The following is a 17,158-nucleotide window of genomic DNA, read 5'->3' as shown; positions in this document are numbered from 1 at the left end:
CACAGGATGGTCGACCTCAACCCCCTGCACTACGTCAACAAGTTCAACCACATGTTCGGCGACTCGATCGCCAGCGGCCTGGAGTTCCTGGGCATCTCTGATCCCGCCGTGAACCCGGACGGCGTACGGGAGATCGCCACCAAGTGGCGGCATCTGGCAACCGGCCTGGACGACGCCGCCGAAGCCGCCCGCAAGTCGCTGGCGGACGTGGAGTGGGAGGGCAAGGCGGCCAAGGCGTTCAACAAGCGCTCCAAGGCCGCCCGTAAGCAGGCCACGGAGATGGCCCACTCGCTGCGCGAAGGCGCCAAGGCGCTGGACGACTTCGCGGACAAGGCGCACGAGATGCTGTCCGAGATCGGCGTCATGCTGGCGGAGATCGCCGAGTTCGAGATAGCGGGCCTTGCCCTGTCCATCCTGACCGCCGGCGCATCGGAGGTCGCCTCCACCCTCATGGCGGGCGAGCGCGCACTGAAGGTCGTCGCGCTGGTCGGCCGGATCGAGGAGGAGGGCTCGGTACTGGGCTCCGTCATTCGCGAGGTGATGGAGGTCATCCGCGGTGTGGAGCGTGCGCTGAAGGCGCTCAAGGAGATCCGCGGAGTCGCTCAGGTGGGCAAACTCGCCGCGGACGGCGCGAAGTTCTCAGCCTTCGAGACGTTGCTGCAGGACCCGGGCGCCTTCAAGGACCCCGGCAAGCTGGCCGGCATCCTCACCGAAGGCGCCGTGATGGGCGTCGGGATGGGTGTTCTGGGCAAGGCCCTCGGCAAGGGCCTGAAGGCCCTCAAGCCCAGCGAACTCGCCGAGCTGGCCCAGGCGTTGAAGCTCAGCGGAAACGGTTTGTCGCGGCTCAGGCTCCGCCCCGGTGAGGCCGAGAGGCTCGAGGCAGGGATCCAGGCGGCGGAGAAGGAGTGCAAGCTCGACCCGATCGACGTGGCCACCGGCGACATGCTGCTGCCCCAGACCGACGTCCAACTCCCCGGCGTACTCCCGCTGGTGCTGCAGCGGACCCACGTGTCCTCGTACCGGTGGGGCGGCTGGTTCGGCCCGTCCTGGGCATCCACCCTCGACCAGCGACTGCAGGTGGACGACGGCTCCGTCACGTACGCCGCACCGGACGGTTCACGGCTGGTCTACCCGCTCCCGGATCCCGAGACCGGCGAGCCCGTGTATCCCGAGGTCGGCCCCAGGATGCCGCTGTCCTGGGACTCCGAGGTCGACGGTGCCCTGCGCCTGGTCGACCCCGGCACCGGCATCTCCTCCACCTTCCACACACCGCAGCCCACGGACGACGGCAACGCGATAGAACTCCCCCTGCAGTTCATCGTGGACCGCAACGGACAGCGCATCACCATTCGCTACACCGACGACGGCACCCCTCTGGAGATCACGCACTCCGGCGGCTACCGCATCGCCATCGACCGGCACCGCGACCAGCCTCGCATCATGGCCCTGCGCCTCCTGGACCCCGACAGCCAGGACAGCCAAGGAACCACACTGCTCACCTACGGGTACGACGGGAACGGCCACCTCACCGAGGTGACCAACTCCTCTGGCCTGCCGCTGCGCTTCACCTACGACACCGAGGGCCGGATCACTTCCTGGACCGACCGCAACAACACGTCGTACACCTACACGTACGACGAGCGCGGCCGCGTCATCCGTACCGAGGGCAGCGGCGGCTACCTCTCCGGTGTTCTCGCCTACGACGACGCCACCCGCACCACGACCACCACCGACGCCCTGGGCAACGTCACTCGCTACGAGCACAACGAGGCGCTCCGCCTCATACGCACCGTCGACCCGCTCGGACACGTCACCAGCCAGGAGTGGGACGCGAAGCACCGCCTGGTGGCCGTCACCGATCCCCTCGGGCACACCACCCGGTACGCCTACGACGACCATGGACGCCTGACACACGTCGTCCGGCCCGACGGCAGCCGGATCACCATGGAGTACAACGAACTCCATCTGCCGACGTCCGTGACAGAGCCCGACGGCGCGGTCTGGCACTACACCTACGACGACCGCGGCAACCGTACGGCCGTCATCGACCCCGGCGGACAGGCGACCCTCTACACCGTCGGGCGCCGCGGCGCTGTCGCGGCCGTGACGAATCCGCTCGGGGAGCGTGTGGAGATCACGTCCAACGCGGCCGGGCTGCCACTGACCGTCAGCGAGGGATCCCGGACGCTGAAACGGCAGGAGTACGACGCGTTCGGGCGGCCGGTACGAGTGACCGGCGCGACAGGAGAAACGACTCGCCTGACATGGTCCGTCGAGGGCCGGCTCACCTCACGGACCGGGCCCGACGGTGCGAGGGAAACATGGGCGTTCGACGCGGAAGGCAACTGCGTCCTGCACACCGATCCGAGTGGAGCACGCACGCTCTCGGAATACGACGCCTTCGACCTGCTCACGGCCCGCGTGGACGCCGGCGGAGCACGGCACACCTTCTCCTACGACACAGCGCGGCGCCTGACGGCCGTCACCAGTCCTCCAGGGCTCACCTGGACATACCGGTACGACGCCGCCGGACAGCTCGTCGCGGAGACCGACTTCGACGGCCGCACCGTGACCTACGAGTACGACGCCGCAGGACGGCTCGTCCGGCGCACCAACTCCGTCGGGCAAGCCGTCACCTACCACTACGACTCCACAGACCAGCTCATCGAGAAAACCGTCGACGGCCGATCAACCCGCTTCGAGAACGACCCGTGCGGACGCCTCCTGCGGGCCACCACCCCCGAGACCGAACTGGAGTACCGCTACGACGCGGCAGGACGCCTGATCGCCGAATCTGTGGGCGGCCGGATCCTCACCACTTCCTGCGACGCGGCCGGGCGCCGCACCCGTCGCACCACACCCTCCGGCGTCACGACGACGTACTCGTACGACTCCTTCGGAAACTACGACGCCCTCACCATGTCGGGCCGCACCCTCTCCTTCCAGCACGACACGGCCGGCCGCGAAATCCAACGCAGCCTGGACGACCGCTTCACTCTCTCCTTCGCCTGGAACGACCAGGGCCGGTTCACCGGCCAGACCCTCACCACCCCCGGTAGCCAACACCCGCAGATCCACCGGACCTACGCCTACCGCAGTGACGGGCACCTGACCTCGGTCACGGACCAGCACACCGGCCCCCGCACCTTCACCCTCGACCGGACGGGCCGCGTCACCGCCGTCAACGCAGCGGACTGGACCGAGAACTACGCCTACGACGAGATGGGCAACCAGACCCACGCGTCATGGCCGGAACAGCACCCCGGGACGGAGACCCGTGGCACACGCACGTACACCGGCACCCGCCTGACCCGCGCCGGCGGAACGCGCTACGAATACGACGCGGCGGGCCGCACCGTCCTGCGCCAGAAGACGCGCCTGTCACGCAAACCCGACACCTGGCGCTACAGCTGGGACGCCGAGGACCGGCTCACGTCGGTCACCACCCCGGACGGCACGGTCTGGCGCTACGTCTACGACCCGCTCGGCCGCCGTATCGCCAAACAGCGCCTCACCGCCGACGGAACCGTGGCCGAGGAAACCCACTTCACGTGGGACGGCAGCACCCTCACCGAACAGACCACCCTCGTCGCCGGAACCGACGAACTCCTCACGCTCACCTGGGACCACGACGGCCTGGCACCGCTCGCACAGACCGAGACCAGATCGCTCGCCTCGGCCCCCCAGGAGGTCATCGACCAGCGGTTCTTCGCCATCGTCACCGACCAGATCGGCACCCCCACCGAACTCGTCGACGAGGACGGCACCATCGCCTGGCGCACCCGGGCGACGCTCTGGGGCACGACGACATGGAACCGGGATGCCACCGCCTACACACCACTGCGCTTCCCCGGCCAGTACTTCGACCCCGAAACCGGCCTGCACCACAACTACTTCCGGCACTACGACCCCGAAACCGCCCGCTACCTCACACAGGATCCGCTCGGACTCGACCCGGCGCCGAACCCCGTCGCCTACGTCGACAACCCGCACACCCTGTCCGACCCGATGGGCCTCACCCCCTGCGACGAGGCTGACGTCACCTGGGGCGGCCGCGTCCGCTACGGCGCACCCGGACCCGGCGGCCGCGCCACCGGCATGGAAGCCACCATCGAACCGGACATGACGGGAGGAAAGACCAACCCCCAGGTCAACGTGCCCGGTTACGAGAAATACAAGAAGCTCAACAAAACCCACCTGCTCGGTGCCCAGATAGGCGGATCGAACAAGGACCCCCGCAATTTCGTCACCATGCACCGATTCGCCAACTCACCGGTCATGCGGAAAGTCGAAGACCAGATCAGAGCGGCCGTCGACCGGGGCGAAACCATCGACTACTCGGTCACACCCATCTACCGCTCCAACGACCCGAGCGACGTCGTACCGGTGGGACTCACCCTGCACGCCCGGGGCAGCAACGGTTTCAGCTTCACCCCCTACGAAGGCGGCAGCGCGACGAACGCCGTCACTATCCTGAACGTACCCAAACCCTAGTAGAGCGCACAGAAAGGATCCGGCACTCATGCACCCCGCCGTGGAACGCCTCTCCGAGCTCATCCCCCCAGGTACGCCACGCCGCACACGCGACTGGGCGCTCGTGGAGCAGCGACTGGGTACACCCCTGCCCGACGACTACAAGGAACTCGTCGAGACCTACGGAGGCGGCGTCTTCGACGAGACGATCTGGCTGCTGGACCCCGAATGCCCCGACGAGGACTACAACCTCCTGGACCAGGCCACGGAGCGAGCCGAAATCCTCGCCGACCTGTGGCAGACGGAAGCCAAGCCGGCGGCACTCCAGCACCCCGATGCGCAGGTCCTACCCTGGGCCTACGTCGAGGAAAGCGGCATGTACCTCTACTGGCTGCGGCAGCCGGGCCAGAAGCCGAACGACTGGACGGTCATCCTCAACGAAGGCCGGGGGCCGGAGTGGGAACCCCACAACAGCCAGTGCGTCCCCTTCCTGCACGCCCTCCTCACCGGGGAGGCCGACACCGAGTACTTCACCGACCTACCTTCGGAGAGCCACAGCTTCGACTCCAACGATGACATCCTTGGGTAGCTCAGCCCGCCAGGTGACTAGCAATCTGGAGGAGCTGCGCTTTCGCGATGCGAGGATTAGCCGAGTTTACGATGAACGTTTCGGTGCCATCAGACCAGATAATCGAACGGTCGTCGGAGCTTCTCTCATCCAAATATGCGAGATGGCCACCAAAGGAGACCTTTTCCCCGGAAACGTACTTCCCCGGGACTGAGCCACGAGGCCCCGTGCCGCTGATCTGAGTGATACTCAGAGTGGGTAGCCCCGAAGGGGTGCTGTAGAAACGCGTCCATACAGGGCCCTGCTCAGCAGTTCGCTCGAAGGGCGACGGGACGGGGCGCTGACCTGCGTCGTCCGGGTAGACGTTGTTCGTCATCCGGTAGCCGCTGGGGAGATAGCGCGGAATTGCGAGTCGGGTGGCGCGGAACGGCGTGATAGCCGCTCCCGTACCTGAGTCCGTGAGCTTCCGGGACGCGAGCGGCGAACGCAGGGTGGTGCTGATCAACTGAGGAGTACTGGCGCACTGGTGCCGTAGGTCGGCCGAGCCTTCACGCAAGGCCACGGTGACGGAGCCGCTGGACTCACGGGCGGTGAGGCGAGGTTTGGCCTCCTGGCAGGGGGTCCACCTGACGGCAGTGGTTAACGTCCGGCCATCCCTACTGACCAGCACCTCGCCCAGCACAGCAGCCTGCTGGGTCTCTGCATCGCGGGTCAGCCAGACGACCAGCCCCGCAGTGAGGGCCGCCACCACTGTGGCAACAGCCACGACCCAACGGATGCGTTTTGCAGTCACGCGCACACTCCACGATCGCCGGCAGCAGGGGGATCCAGATTCTCCAGAGAACCTGCGAGGCTGACACCCAACGGTGTCAGCCCACGCCTCCTGCCGGACTGGCTAGTTGGTGATGAGTGACCAGCCCATGTCGGACAAGGTCTGGTAGATCGGCACCCAGTAAGCGCCCTTGAGACACCACGGAGTTCGGACGTGCCCGTCAAGGACGGTGTTCTGGTTGAGGCTGGACGGACACGTGACAGTAGTGTCCAGTGCCGTGATGGTGCCACGCGCTTCATCCGTTGTGTAGTTGTTCACCCCGGCAAAGACCGGACCGCCACTGTCGCCATTGACCGCGGCAACGCCGTCCGGTGTGTACTGGGTCGCAAAGCCCAGATCGGTGATGGGGCGCAGGTTGCCGTCAGCGCCGGTGACACTGATGTCCGTCTTGGCGATCTGCACGTTGCAGTGGACGCCGCCATTGGCACCGTCGGTACATACATAGTCGCCGACGTTGTTGTGGCCCCAGCCGGTCACAGCTTTGGAGTAACCGTCAGTCCGGTTGGCCGCCCCGTCAAACAGGAACCCGCCGGCCTGCTTCGAGTAGAGGCTGATCGCAACCACGTCATCGGCCACGTCGCTGCGAAGCGGGTCACTGACGCCAACGAGGTCACCACCGACGTACGTCTTCCATTGACCATTTCCGCCGTCGCAGTGCCGGGCGGAGGTGAGCATCGGGGTGCCTTGCTGCGTCTTGATGGCGAACCCGCTGGAGCAGATACCCCCAGTGGGATTGCGCAGTGCGTCTCCGCCGAACCAGGGCGATTGGTCATGGACCCGGGACGCGTCCGCCACCAGCGACTTGTAGACGGTCGAGGTGTTGATGCCGGTCAGGTGATCCGTAACTGCTTTGACCTCAAGTGAACGCTCAACCCGCGACTTCCGGGCCAACGGGTCGGTGAGGTCACGTTTCCCCACCCCGCGGTCCTCGTCATAACCGATCTCCAGACCGCTGCCGTCCACGGCTGGACCGACACTGGTGATCCGGATGGCGTCGCCGGTGGAAGCCAGGTGAATTTCCTTGAACTTGCCGCCTTGCAGAAGCTTCTTACGCGCTGCGTGGAGTTCGGCCTTTGAATACTTGGCCGACCGGACGTCAGCTGTCACACCAGCAGGTAGATGGGCAAGTATGGTCCGGACACGCGCGGGCACGATACCGTTCCAGTACAGACGTATGTGGTTGTGATCTGGGTCGATCGCGACGTCCGTGAATCCGGGGATCCTCGCCCGCTCGAATTCCGAGAGCCCGTCAGCGAGTTTGCCTGCGATCTTGTCCAGGGTGTCCTGCTGGCGCTGCACCTGAATTAAGTGCGGATCTGTAATGTTGTGTGCCCTGGCGCCGGACGCGACCTTCTCTTCGAGAGCCGGTGAAGGAACTGACGCACCGGCCGAAGCAGACCCGACGAACGGAACAGCGACTATCAGCGCGGCTGCCGGCAGAGCTGCGGCCACCTAACCACGTCTGCCACTGAGGCTCTTCACTCGATACCTTCCTGTCGATCAACGATGTTGACGTGGCCATGCTCTCCGTTCGAACAGAGATCGAAAACGAGTGGATCAGCCATTCTTTGAATCGCGAGCGTGGCGCTACGGGGCGATCCCCCGGCAACGAAAGGGGGGCTCACTGACTTTTCGGGTTCGTGACCGAAACTTGGACCCAGTTGCTGCGGCCTCTGGCCGGCGCGGTGACGTACACCATCGAACCCTGGGCCGATGCGACGCGGCCGGCGCCACCGGCGAACCGCTCCCCGCGTCGCCCGCACGGCCGGCAAGGCGACCTCGCCGCCTACCGCACGCCAGGCCTCCTCCACACCGCGGGGTTCGCCTTCGGAATCGGCCGCCGCGATGCGCTCGCCTCCCACGAACCCGGCTTCCGCCGCGTCGCGGCGTTCCTCGACGGCCACAGGGACACTCCAGATCACATGCGGCCGCACCCTCCGGTGGGCTTACGGACATGCCTCGGCGCGCGATCCTGCGGACGCTTCCCGCTCGTTCGGCCTCAGGTTGGCCTCAATCTGCGACTCAGCCGCAGCACAGCCACCAAAACGACCCTCGCGCTCACCTGTCAGCCCGCAGAAGTGCAGGTCAGGCTCTCGCCAGCTGATACACGCCACCGTGGCCCCGAACCCGCGAGCAGCGGATTCAGTCCGTTCAGGCGAAGTTGACGATCCAACAGGACAAAATGAACGTTTCCGCAGTTCACAGCCCTGCACTGGTGGGGCGGGTGGGACTCGAACCCACGGCCGACGGATTATGAGTCCTTTGAGGATCTTGGCGGTCCTTGCCGATCAACGCTCATCCTTGACGTTTTCGCAGGTCAGATGCGGTTATCCATGTTGGGGCTCATCAGCCCTTGCCTGTCTGTTCCTGTCCTTGCGGCCTCAACTCGGCCTCAATGAGGCCCGACAGGATCGCGCTGAAGACATAGGGGACGATCGCGCCAGCTCAAGGATGGGAGTCGAACCTGCGCGCAGCGGATTTTCCCTTCCCATGCCCAGGGGCTTCACCCCAGGCTGCCGGGGTGTAGCCCCCGGAAGCATTTGCGCAGGTCGGCGCGCATACACGAAGCGTGAGCTACAGGACCGGAATCAGGCCTCTCCCAACGGCCGCCTCAACGAGGTGCTGCTACAGCCGGACCTGTGCGTCGGAGCCCTTCAACCAGCGGATACCGGCGGTACTTCGACGACCCGCTGCCCGGGGCACTCGACACGACGTCCGCAACCAGCCGCGTACAGCTCACCCCGACACCGTGCGTACCGAAGGCCTTCCTGCTGCTGTGTCGCCATGACACGTGACGTGACAGAGGCTGTCAGAGGCTGACCTTCCCCTCGGAGCGTAGAGACCCTGACTGCAGGGGAAGTCGAGGGTCATGGCAGGCAAGAGGCGGAAGTTCGACGCGGAGTTCCGTGAGGGGGCTGTGCGGACCGTCGCCGAGGCCGGCAAGCCGATCGCGCAGGTCGCGGAGGATCTCGGGACCAACGAGACCACACTGGCGAGCTGGGTGTTGCGGGCGCGCAGGGCCGGCGGGGCCACGGCGACAGGTGAGAGCGAGGAGCTCGTGCGGCTGCGGCGGGCATCGGGGACTTTTTCACGACCCTGGACGCCCGCATACGCGGACTACTGCGCCTCCGCGTCGAACCACCCGTGCCCGCCGACCGCGTCGAGGCGACCATCGACCTGCTTCGGGTGCTCGCCGACGGCCTCGACCTGACAGCGGTGGAGCACCACGATGCCTGGCCACCGGAACGCCAGCCAGCGGTGCTGGACGAGGCGCTCGAGGCGTACGGTCTATGACAAGAGCGGCCGAACGAGCCCGGTACGGCAACCTGGCAAGGAGCCGGCGGGCACGATCAGAACCCTTCAAGGTCGTCTTCCTCGTCGAGCAGACGCCGTTCTTCCTCACGCCATGACTCGAACGTGGCCGGCAGCTCCAATTCGGCACCGAGCGGCGGACGGATGTCTCCCCGCACCAAGCGGAGCAGGAACTCTGCCATTCCCATCTCGTACTCGTGGTCCCGACGGCGGTCTCTGGGCCGGAAGACCACTCGCCACTCATCGGGCTCACCGGCGCACCGCCAAAGGAAGTCGTCACCAGCTTCGTTCGACGCCCAGGTCAAGGTCCCGTCCCCCGGCGGCCACTGAGCGCCATGGAGCAGGTGGTCCCCGTATGGATAGCCGTCGAAGGGGGGCGTAAGGATGCCGATCGAGTCGCTGATCCCACCCAGCCCGTACACCGCTACGAAGTCGCGGTAGTCAGCCGGGAGCTCCCATCCCGTCTCAGCGCGCAGCGCATCCCAGTCGACCGCGTCGCCGCCATGTGCGGGCGGCTGCATAACGCGGCTCAGCTCTTCCACAGCCCAGTGCATCGCGTCCTCTTACCGACCCGATCCGTTGGTCATCTACGCCGGTTGGCGCGTTAATCCAATGGAACAAAACCGCCGTACACACCTAGCGGAAGGCCCGGAACAGCGAGGTCTCCGGACGCCTGACGCGCAAGCCAATCAGGGACGTCCTCACGATATTCTGCCCACTGACCCCATTGCCTGAACCAAACACCAATTCTCCACTCTTCGCCCGCAGATGGGACCAAGAATAGGGCGTCACTCTCGGCCGACAATGCCCAGAGCACAGAGCCAGCCGCCGAACACGGGTATACATCACGAGGAATCGTCTCAGGATACAGCTCATGATACAGCCCCGCCATCTGGGAAATATATTCCAATTGACTCGCCCCAGGAGACTCCGGATGCAGCACCTTCAGAAAACGCCCGACCACACCCGGTCCATACGATGCGCAGAATTCTTTGTAGGATTCGGGAAGTTGACCCGTCGCTTCCTCGATCGACCGCCAAGCATCAGTCGAGGAGTAGGACCTGGGCCTTCCGAAGCAGTCTTGCACTTCTCTTGACAGCATGGCCTCATCCACTCTTGCAGCTCGATGCGGCTGGTTGATACTGCACCGGCGCCTGGCGCGCGACAACGAAACCCGCCCGCACCACTCCGAAGCCATGATCCATATCGCCACGACCGACCTGTGCGCATACCACGGTTCAGCTCAGCGGTTCGAAGAACGGGCGATCAGGCGCGAAGTTGCGAGAACACACCGTCACGTCCTCACCCCTGAGGTAAGCCAGCAACCACGCACTGAATGTCATCTCATGGAGCACCCAAGCCGGACTGTCAAGCTCCGCGACCAGGACGCGCCAGGGCGACGAGAAGCTGTCGGGAACACGGAGGAAAACCCATTCCCCGGTCGTGGCCGACGCCACCGGCATCAACTCTCCGGGGTTTGCCCCTGCCGGACTCGGCAGGTACTCCGCCATGTCTTCCTCGCGGAAAAGCTCGAGATCCCCCATGATGGATTCTCCCAGGCAGTGCAGGAGATGACCGGCGGGGTGCTCCAGATACAGTTGATTGTTGATTTGGACCGAACCGTAGGCATCCACGATCTCACGGAAGTCCGCCGGAAATTGGATTCCGAACTCCCGCTCCATTTCAATCCATGGCGCCGGATCCGTCCAGTTGAATCCGGGTTCGCCCAACAAGGCTCGGATCTCCGCAAGCGTTGCCATCACTTGACCCCTTCTAGCATGTCGAGCCAATGCCGGTCTTGGAGTTATGAGTAACTATCCGTCGGGGCCGGAGGTTCACCGGCGTCGTCCGAATGCGCATGAAACACCCATGTCACGACGGCAGCCACAGCCAGCAGCGCTACGGCTCCTGCGCCGAGCACGGTCCAGCGACGTCGGTGAGGGAGGTGAGCGGGCATCGAAGTTCCTTGTTCCGGACCCGGGGAGTCCTGATGTCGCGCCGTCGGTGATATTCCCGTCAGGGACATGCGCCGCCGGGTCGGTGAGGCCCGGCGCGAGTGCCGAGTCGGCTCCGTCCGCCGGAGCGCTGTACGGGACGTTTCCACCGGCCGTGGCCGGAGACCGGGCAACGTCTCGTCGTACTGGTGCACGTCAGAGATCCGCAGGGGGTTCGGCGTCCCATGGCTTGATCTTGAGGCGCCGGAATCTGGCAATGTCGCGATCATGGAAGAACCGCGCTCCGGCGTAGGGCAGTTCGAAGGACCAGTGCTCGGGCAGGTCTCGGGCTGCGAACCGGCACAGCAGCTCGACCATGCCACAGTCGAAGTGGGACCAGCACTCGGGTGCCGCCCAATGACGACACCAGATCACCGTGCCCCAGCTGTTGGGATCGGGTGAGTCCGCCCGCCAGCACAGCAGGTCTGCCTCGCTGGTCCAGCCCCAGCCGATGAGCAGTTCGGGCGCATCGTACTCCTCCTCCTCGGCCGTCAACTCGGCATCCCCCGTCACCCCCTCGACGTCGGCGCGAGGATCGTTGGGATACACCTCCTGGATGGGCGGACAGACACTGAGAAAGTCATCGAAAACGCCCTGTCCATACACGCGCACGAATTGCTTGTAGTCGTCGGAGAACCCGCGGGGATATCTCTCGGTCAGACTGTCCCAGTCCACGGTGTTACCGCCGCCTGCCGGTGGGGCGACCAGGGAGGTGAGGCGGGTCATGGCATCGCCGAGGGGCCGTTGATGGGGCATGGTGTCTCCCTCATTTAGCGACGTCACCGAGGTTCAGACCCCTAACGGGCCGTAGGTGTTGTTCACAGTCACGCTGTCCAAGACTCCCGCGGCCCCACTGTTGTAGCAGCCGCGTGCTGTCCGGGACGAAGGCGCGGTAGTCAGCCGGGAGCCCCATCCCATCTCGGCGCTAAGCGCGTCCCAGTCGACCGTGCAGCCGCCGTCCGAGGGTGGCTGCATCACGTGACTCAGTTCTTCCACAGCCCAGTGCCTGGTGCCCTCACACCGGTCCCTTCAGTTGGTCAGGATTGAGGACATCTGGATACTGCCCGGGTGAAGTAGTGGACTGAGAACTGGCGTGCGTGAGTCGTTTCGATCACTCGTCACGCCAGTTTCTGTACAGAGGCTGGGACGAGGGAAAGTCCGCAGCAGCGAAGGGGCTCGGGAACCGCCCGGTAACGAGCGCCAGCAGGAAATCCGCCATGCCTCCGTCGAAAAACGACCAGGATCTGCCCTGATGGTTCTTCACCGCGACGGACCATTGATCGGGATCTTTGCTCCGGAGCACCCAGAAAGCGTCGTCACCGTCCGGGTCGGATGCCCAGCGAATCAGTTTCTCGTGGCCGGGGTAGGGCGGATACGGGTAGGGATGCTCTGCATCCTCCCCTACCTGTGACTCGAGGTCGTCAAGCAGATCTCCATAGAACGACTCGCCCGTAGGCGGAGTGGAGATCCCCAGGTAGCCGTCCATAGTGCCGCCCCCATAGACCGAGACGAAGTCACGGTAATCCTGTGGGAAATGAAGGCCGAATTGCTCGTGTACCGCGTCCCAGTCGACCAGGTCTCCGCGTGCCGGCGGGGGCATTACCTCCCGGAGCTGTTCGACGGCCCATTGCATGTTCATGACGTCGGGACGTCCTCTCCTGTGCGGCTGTCCACCACCGTGCCGAGATTCTTCCAGCCGGAACGGGTGTTCATGAGGTTGCGGACGTAACGCCTCTCGGTACCCAGAGAATTTCCGTCCGCGTTCCAGGTGGTGGCCGTCATGACAAAGGCTTCCGGCACCACCCGGTTTCCGGCGTAGACAGGTACCACACGGTACAGAACGGTGTCGCCTTCTGCCACCTCGCCCGCCACGCGGTCTTCGAACTGCACCATGTTGTCCATAGCCCCAAGACCTCCTCTCGGCGGATAGGTATTCGCGTCCACGCCACACGTCGCGAGATTTCTCAAATCCGTTCCAGATCCGCCGAGCTGTCTACCGAGCAGGTGGCAGTTGTTGACGACACGGGAAGGGTTCGCTCTCAGATATCTGGCGTAATTCTGTGCCCAGCTGTAGCCCGGCGGCCGGATGTCCGTCTGGGTGTAGGATCCAGGGTTACCCTCCAGGTACTGCCTGTTCAAGCAGGCTGTCACTCCCTGCGCCCGGTTTCCGTGTGCCGCATCCGTGTTCATTGGGTCGGACCAGCCCTCACCGCCCCGTGCACAGGAGGAGTTGGGGTCGTCATCATGCGGTACGCAGCCACCGGTGACTACACACACGGCGGCCGTCGTGAGGCCAGCGGCGACGGCCGAGGCGGCATTGCGTACCGAGTCGCCGATGTTGATCTTGACGGTCGGCGGCTGGGCGGCAGATGAGATGGAATGGACGATCAGGTCGGCCTTGCCGATCGCAGCGGTGATCTTGATGGCGTGGGCGCGGATCGCTGCGCGGCGGGCTGCCTCCGCTGCTGCGGCTGCGGCGGCGGCCCTGGCTGCTGCGGCGGCCACTTCCGCGGGGCTGACTCCGCCACCACCGCAGGAGTAACAGGTGCTGCCGCCCCCACCGCCACCGCCACCGCCTCCGCCGCGTCCCGAAGACGTACCTCCGTCACTGGAACTGGTCCTGCCGTAGCGCTGCTGGCAGGACATCGACCAGACCTCGGCGCACATGCCGTAGCTGCTGGTGTGGGTGGCGGCGGACGAGGAGGTGTAAGCGTGGCTGTAGGACGAGGAACTGGAGGAGGAGAAGGCGTCGGAGATGCTGTTGGAAAGCGCCGAGCAGTACGCGATGCAGGTGCTGATCAGGGCTGCGCCCAGGAGGTAGGCGCCCTCCGCTTCTCCGATGCACAGGTCCCAGAAACAGTGCCCGCTGGGATCGGTCCCGGTGAGCGGTGTGTCGTTCGCGTAGGCGTAGTGGTTCGCGTTGGCGCTGTCCCCGACCGTCGGGTTGTCGACCGTGTCAGCCGAGTTGAAGGTACCCGTGCCGGGGCTGTACCAGCGGGCGTGCATGTTCACGTTGCCGGTGGATGTGTCGGTGAACTCGCTCTGGTAGCCGACGTTTCCGGTCATGGTAGACGCGGTGGTCGTGCCCCACGGGTCGTAGCTCGCGGAGCCGGTCAGCGCGGTGCCGCCTGCCGTGAACTGGCCGATGACGTCGGTGTGCAGGTCGGTCCAGGCCAGGGTGGCGCCAGTTGCCGAGGACTCCCCGGTGAGGGCGCCAGAGGGGTCGCGGCTGTAGGTGCTCCTGCCATCGGAGGCGACCGTGTTGTCGGTGCCGGAGTAGGCGAGCGTGGTCGACCCGGCGGTGATCGCACGGCCCAGCGCATCGTAGGTGTAGTTCGTGGCACCGGCCGTGATCTGCTGGCCGTAGGCGTCGAAGGTGTACGCCGTGGAGTCCTTCGAGGCGAGGGTGCCGCGGGCGGTGTAGCTGTAGTTGAGCGTGCCGTCGGAGGTCAGCTGGTCCCGGGCGTTGTAGGTGTACGTCGTGGAGCCCGCGGTCAGGCGGTTGCCGTCGGCGTCGTAGGTGTAGCCGGCGGTCGTGGAGCCCGAGGTCTGGGACGTGAGGCGGTTGGCGTAGTCGTAGGTGTACGTGTTCGCCGAGGCGCCCTGGACGCCGGTGGTGGTCTTGGTGGTGAGGTTGTCGTTCTTGTCGTAGTCGTAGGCGACCTTGGCGACCGTGGCGCCGGAGGCTGTGGTCAGGGTGTCGGAGGTCAGGCGGTGGAGGGTGTCGTAGCCGTAGTTGCGCACGTCGGCCGCCGAGCCGTAGGTGACCGACTTGGGTTGCGACAGGGAGTTGTACTGGTAGGCGAGGGTGGTGCTGGTCGCCGCGTCGGTGTCGGTGTTCAGGCGGCCGTCCGTGTCGTACGTGTAGGTGTTGGTGCCGGAGGCGTCCGTCCGAGTCGCCGGGGACTCGTCGGCGTTGTACGTGAAGGTCGAGCTGCCCGCCTGGCCCGACGTGGTGAGGATGTCGCCCAGGGCGTTGGTGTTGTAGTACTCCCAGGTGCCGCCGATCGCGGAGGCCACCAGGTGGCCGTTCAGCGAGTACGTGAACTGGCGGTCGGCGGTGGTGGCGTCTGCGCCCGTGCCGGTCTGCGTGGTCAGGTCGTCGAGGGCGTCGTAGGTGTTGGTGAGGGTGACGCCGCCGGGGTCGGTCTGGGTGACGAGTCGGCCTCGTTCGTCGTAGGTGTAGCTGGTGGTCCGGTCGGCGTCGCTGGTGTAGCCGACGACGGCCGGGATCTCCTTGCTCGCGGGCAGGCCGAGCGAGTTGTAGGTGTAGTAGGTGGTGTCGCCGTTGCCGTCGGTGTACGCGGTCGGGTGTCCTGCCGCGTCGTAGCCGTACTTCGTGGTGATGGAGCCGGTGTCGCTGACCGGTTCGGTCTGCTTGGTCAGCTCGCCCAGGGCGTCGTACTCGTAGCTGGTGGTGTGCTGGCGGGCGTCGGTCGTCGTCTGCAGTTCGCCGTTGTCGGTGTATGTCGCCGATGTCGAGGACAGCACGTTTCCGGCGGAGTCCAGGTTCGCGGTGGCGGTTTTGCGGCCTGCCGCGTCGTAGGTGGCTGTCTGGGCGCTCTGGTCCGGCAGGACGGTCTTGATGACGTCGTCGCGCAGGTCGTAGGTGTAGGTGGTGGTGTCCCCAGTGGTGTCGGCGGCAGTGTGAGTGCGGCCCAGTGCGTCGTAGGTGTAGTGCGCGGTGACGCCGCTGATCGAGGTGGTGCTCGCGACGCGGCCCGCGGTGTCGTAGGCGGTGTCCGTCTCCTGCTTGGTCTGTGCGCTGGTGGAGGTGTACACGTACGCCCAGGTGGTGCTGTGACGGCCCAGGTCGTCGTAGGTGTGGTGGGTCACGGAGCCGTAGGGCGAGGTCTCGGTCAGGCGGTCGCCGGCGAGGTCGTAGGCGTAGGTGATGGTGCCGCGGGTGTTGGTGCCGGAGATGCTGATCGCCGGGTTGGTCTGCTGGACAAGGTCGCCCAACTGGTCGTAGCCGTAGTCGGTTTCGCCCGTGGCGTCGGTCTGGGTCAGAACGTCGCCGGAGGCGTTGTAGGTCCAGGCGGTGGTGGCGGAGGTGCCGTTGTACGACGGCAGGGTGGTGCCGGTCTTGCGGCCATCGCGGTCGTAGGCGGTGGCCGTGATGTGCCCCTTGGCGTCCTCGGCCGCGGTGCGGTCACCGAAGGTGTCGTAGCCGTTGATCGTGGTGGGGTTTTCGGTGGCCGTCGCGCCGGTACCGGGCGTGGTCGTGGTGATCGCCGGGCTCGTGGTGATCGTCAAGCGGCCGGCCTCGTCGTTGGCGTAGTTGGTGACCTGGTTCTGTGCGTCGGTCGAGGTGTGAAGTTTCCCCGTGATCTCGGACACTCGTTCGTTACGCGGCGAGGGAGTGCTGTTGCCGCTGTCGAGTTTCGGCTGGGGTGAGGTAGCCGAAGACCTTGTGCTTGCGTAGTCGGCGGCGGTTATAGAAGGTCTCGATGAAGTCGAAGACCTCGGCGCGGGCGGCGGCCCGGTCGGGCCAGACGCGGGTGCCGATCTCTTCTTTGAGCAGGGCCCAGAAACTCTCCGCGGCGGCGTTGTCGAAGCAAGATCCGGTGCGTCCGCAGCTTTGCCGGAGGTCCAACTCGCGTATGTGATGGCGGAATTGGCTGCTGGTGTATTCGCTGCCGCGGTCCGAATGCACTATGCAGCCGGGCTGGAGGCGGCCGCGGCCGGCAGCCATCGTCAGCGCGTCGACGACGAGAGTGGCGCGGTGGTGGTCGGCCATCGAGTAGCCGACGACCTCGCGGGTGGCCAGGTCCAGCCAGCAGGCGAGGTAGAGCCAGCCCTCGCCAGTGGGGAGGGCGGTGATGTCGCCGACCAGTTTCGTGCCGGGAATCTCAGCGTGGAAGTCGCGGCCGATCAGGTCCGCTGCCGGCTTCGCCTTCCTGTCCGGCCGGGTCAGCGACCGCCGCCTGCGGCGGTGAGCTCCCTGAATACCGTGCTCACGCATCAGACGGGCGACCC

12 protein-coding genes and 1 pseudogene are annotated in these 17,158 nt (G+C 65.6%); 5 read left to right on the top strand and 8 right to left on the bottom strand.

The annotated features are described in order from the left end of the window. Positions 1-6 precede the first annotated feature (6 nt). A complete protein-coding gene (locus tag ACIRVK_RS41320) occupies positions 7-4,494 on the top strand; it encodes a DUF6531 domain-containing protein (RefSeq protein WP_404256610.1) in 4,488 nt (1,495 codons plus the stop codon). Positions 4,495-4,522: 28 nt separating this feature from the next. Continuing rightward, positions 4,523-5,062: an SMI1/KNR4 family protein gene (locus tag ACIRVK_RS41315; RefSeq protein ID WP_404256608.1), complete on the top strand. Its 540-nt coding sequence runs from the start codon at positions 4,523-4,525 to the stop codon at positions 5,060-5,062. Position 5,063: 1 nt separating this feature from the next. Here the strand turns inward: ACIRVK_RS41315 and ACIRVK_RS41310 are convergent, their stop codons facing one another. Together ACIRVK_RS41310 and ACIRVK_RS41305 are read right to left on the bottom strand one after the other, a co-directional pair. Further along, positions 5,064-5,834, bottom strand: a complete 771-nt coding sequence (locus tag ACIRVK_RS41310; protein WP_404256606.1) for a hypothetical protein — start codon at positions 5,832-5,834, stop codon at positions 5,064-5,066. Between the two features lie 102 nt (positions 5,835-5,936). Further along, the gene (locus ACIRVK_RS41305) at positions 5,937-7,325 is read right to left on the bottom strand and encodes a hypothetical protein (protein ID WP_404256604.1); all 1,389 of its coding nucleotides are present in this window, start codon (positions 7,323-7,325) and stop codon (positions 5,937-5,939) included. Positions 7,326-8,742: 1,417 nt separating this feature from the next. Between ACIRVK_RS41305 and ACIRVK_RS41300 the strand changes: the two genes are divergently transcribed. Both ACIRVK_RS41300 and ACIRVK_RS41295 read left to right on the top strand, forming a co-directional pair. Next, the gene (locus ACIRVK_RS41300; RefSeq protein WP_404256602.1) at positions 8,743-9,084 is read left to right on the top strand and encodes a transposase; all 342 of its coding nucleotides are present in this window, start codon (positions 8,743-8,745) and stop codon (positions 9,082-9,084) included. After that, on the top strand, positions 9,018-9,167 hold the full coding sequence (locus ACIRVK_RS41295; RefSeq protein ID WP_404256645.1) for a hypothetical protein: 150 nt from the start codon (positions 9,018-9,020) through the stop codon (positions 9,165-9,167). The genes ACIRVK_RS41300 and ACIRVK_RS41295 overlap by 67 nt, the downstream gene beginning before the upstream one ends. Positions 9,168-9,223: 56 nt before the next feature. On the opposite strand, the gene ACIRVK_RS41290 is transcribed toward ACIRVK_RS41295, so the two are convergent. Then, complete coding sequence (locus ACIRVK_RS41290; protein WP_404256600.1) at positions 9,224-9,727, bottom strand: hypothetical protein; 504 nt, start codon at positions 9,725-9,727, stop codon at positions 9,224-9,226. A gap of 588 nt (positions 9,728-10,315) precedes the next feature. Between ACIRVK_RS41290 and ACIRVK_RS41285 the strand changes: the two are divergent. Further along, positions 10,316-10,405 (top strand): annotated as a pseudogene (locus ACIRVK_RS41285) (IS5/IS1182 family transposase); the annotation flags it as partial. 18 nt (positions 10,406-10,423) lie between these two features. Here ACIRVK_RS41285 and ACIRVK_RS41280 read toward each other — a convergent pair. The 5 genes from ACIRVK_RS41280 to ACIRVK_RS41260 form a co-directional block, all read right to left on the bottom strand. Further along, entirely contained in the window at positions 10,424-10,945 is a 522-nt protein-coding gene (locus ACIRVK_RS41280; protein WP_404256598.1) for an SMI1/KNR4 family protein, read from the bottom strand. Between the two features lie 390 nt (positions 10,946-11,335). Next, positions 11,336-11,935 carry a hypothetical protein gene (locus ACIRVK_RS41275; RefSeq protein ID WP_404256596.1) on the bottom strand — a complete coding sequence of 200 codons (600 nt, stop codon included), beginning with the start codon at positions 11,933-11,935 and terminating at the stop codon, positions 11,336-11,338. 355 nt (positions 11,936-12,290) lie between these two features. Further along, on the bottom strand, positions 12,291-12,818 hold the full coding sequence (locus ACIRVK_RS41270; protein WP_404256594.1) for an SMI1/KNR4 family protein: 528 nt from the start codon (positions 12,816-12,818) through the stop codon (positions 12,291-12,293). Continuing rightward, on the bottom strand, positions 12,815-16,519 hold the full coding sequence (locus ACIRVK_RS41265) for an RHS repeat-associated core domain-containing protein (RefSeq protein ID WP_404256592.1): 3,705 nt from the start codon (positions 16,517-16,519) through the stop codon (positions 12,815-12,817). Before ACIRVK_RS41265 ends, ACIRVK_RS41270 begins: the two co-directional genes overlap by 4 nt. Positions 16,520-16,526: 7 nt before the next feature. Next, positions 16,527-17,158: IS3 family transposase (locus tag ACIRVK_RS41260; protein ID WP_404256590.1), on the bottom strand; the 632-nt coding region annotated here is incomplete at its 5' end.

Origin of the sequence: Streptomyces sp. NPDC101152 (genome assembly GCF_044768275.1) — a bacterium.
In the GTDB taxonomy this organism is placed as follows: Bacteria; Actinomycetota; Actinomycetes; order Streptomycetales; family Streptomycetaceae; genus Streptomyces.
Note: the sequence above shows the minus strand (reverse complement) of the source record. Positions and strands in the feature narration are given on the sequence as shown.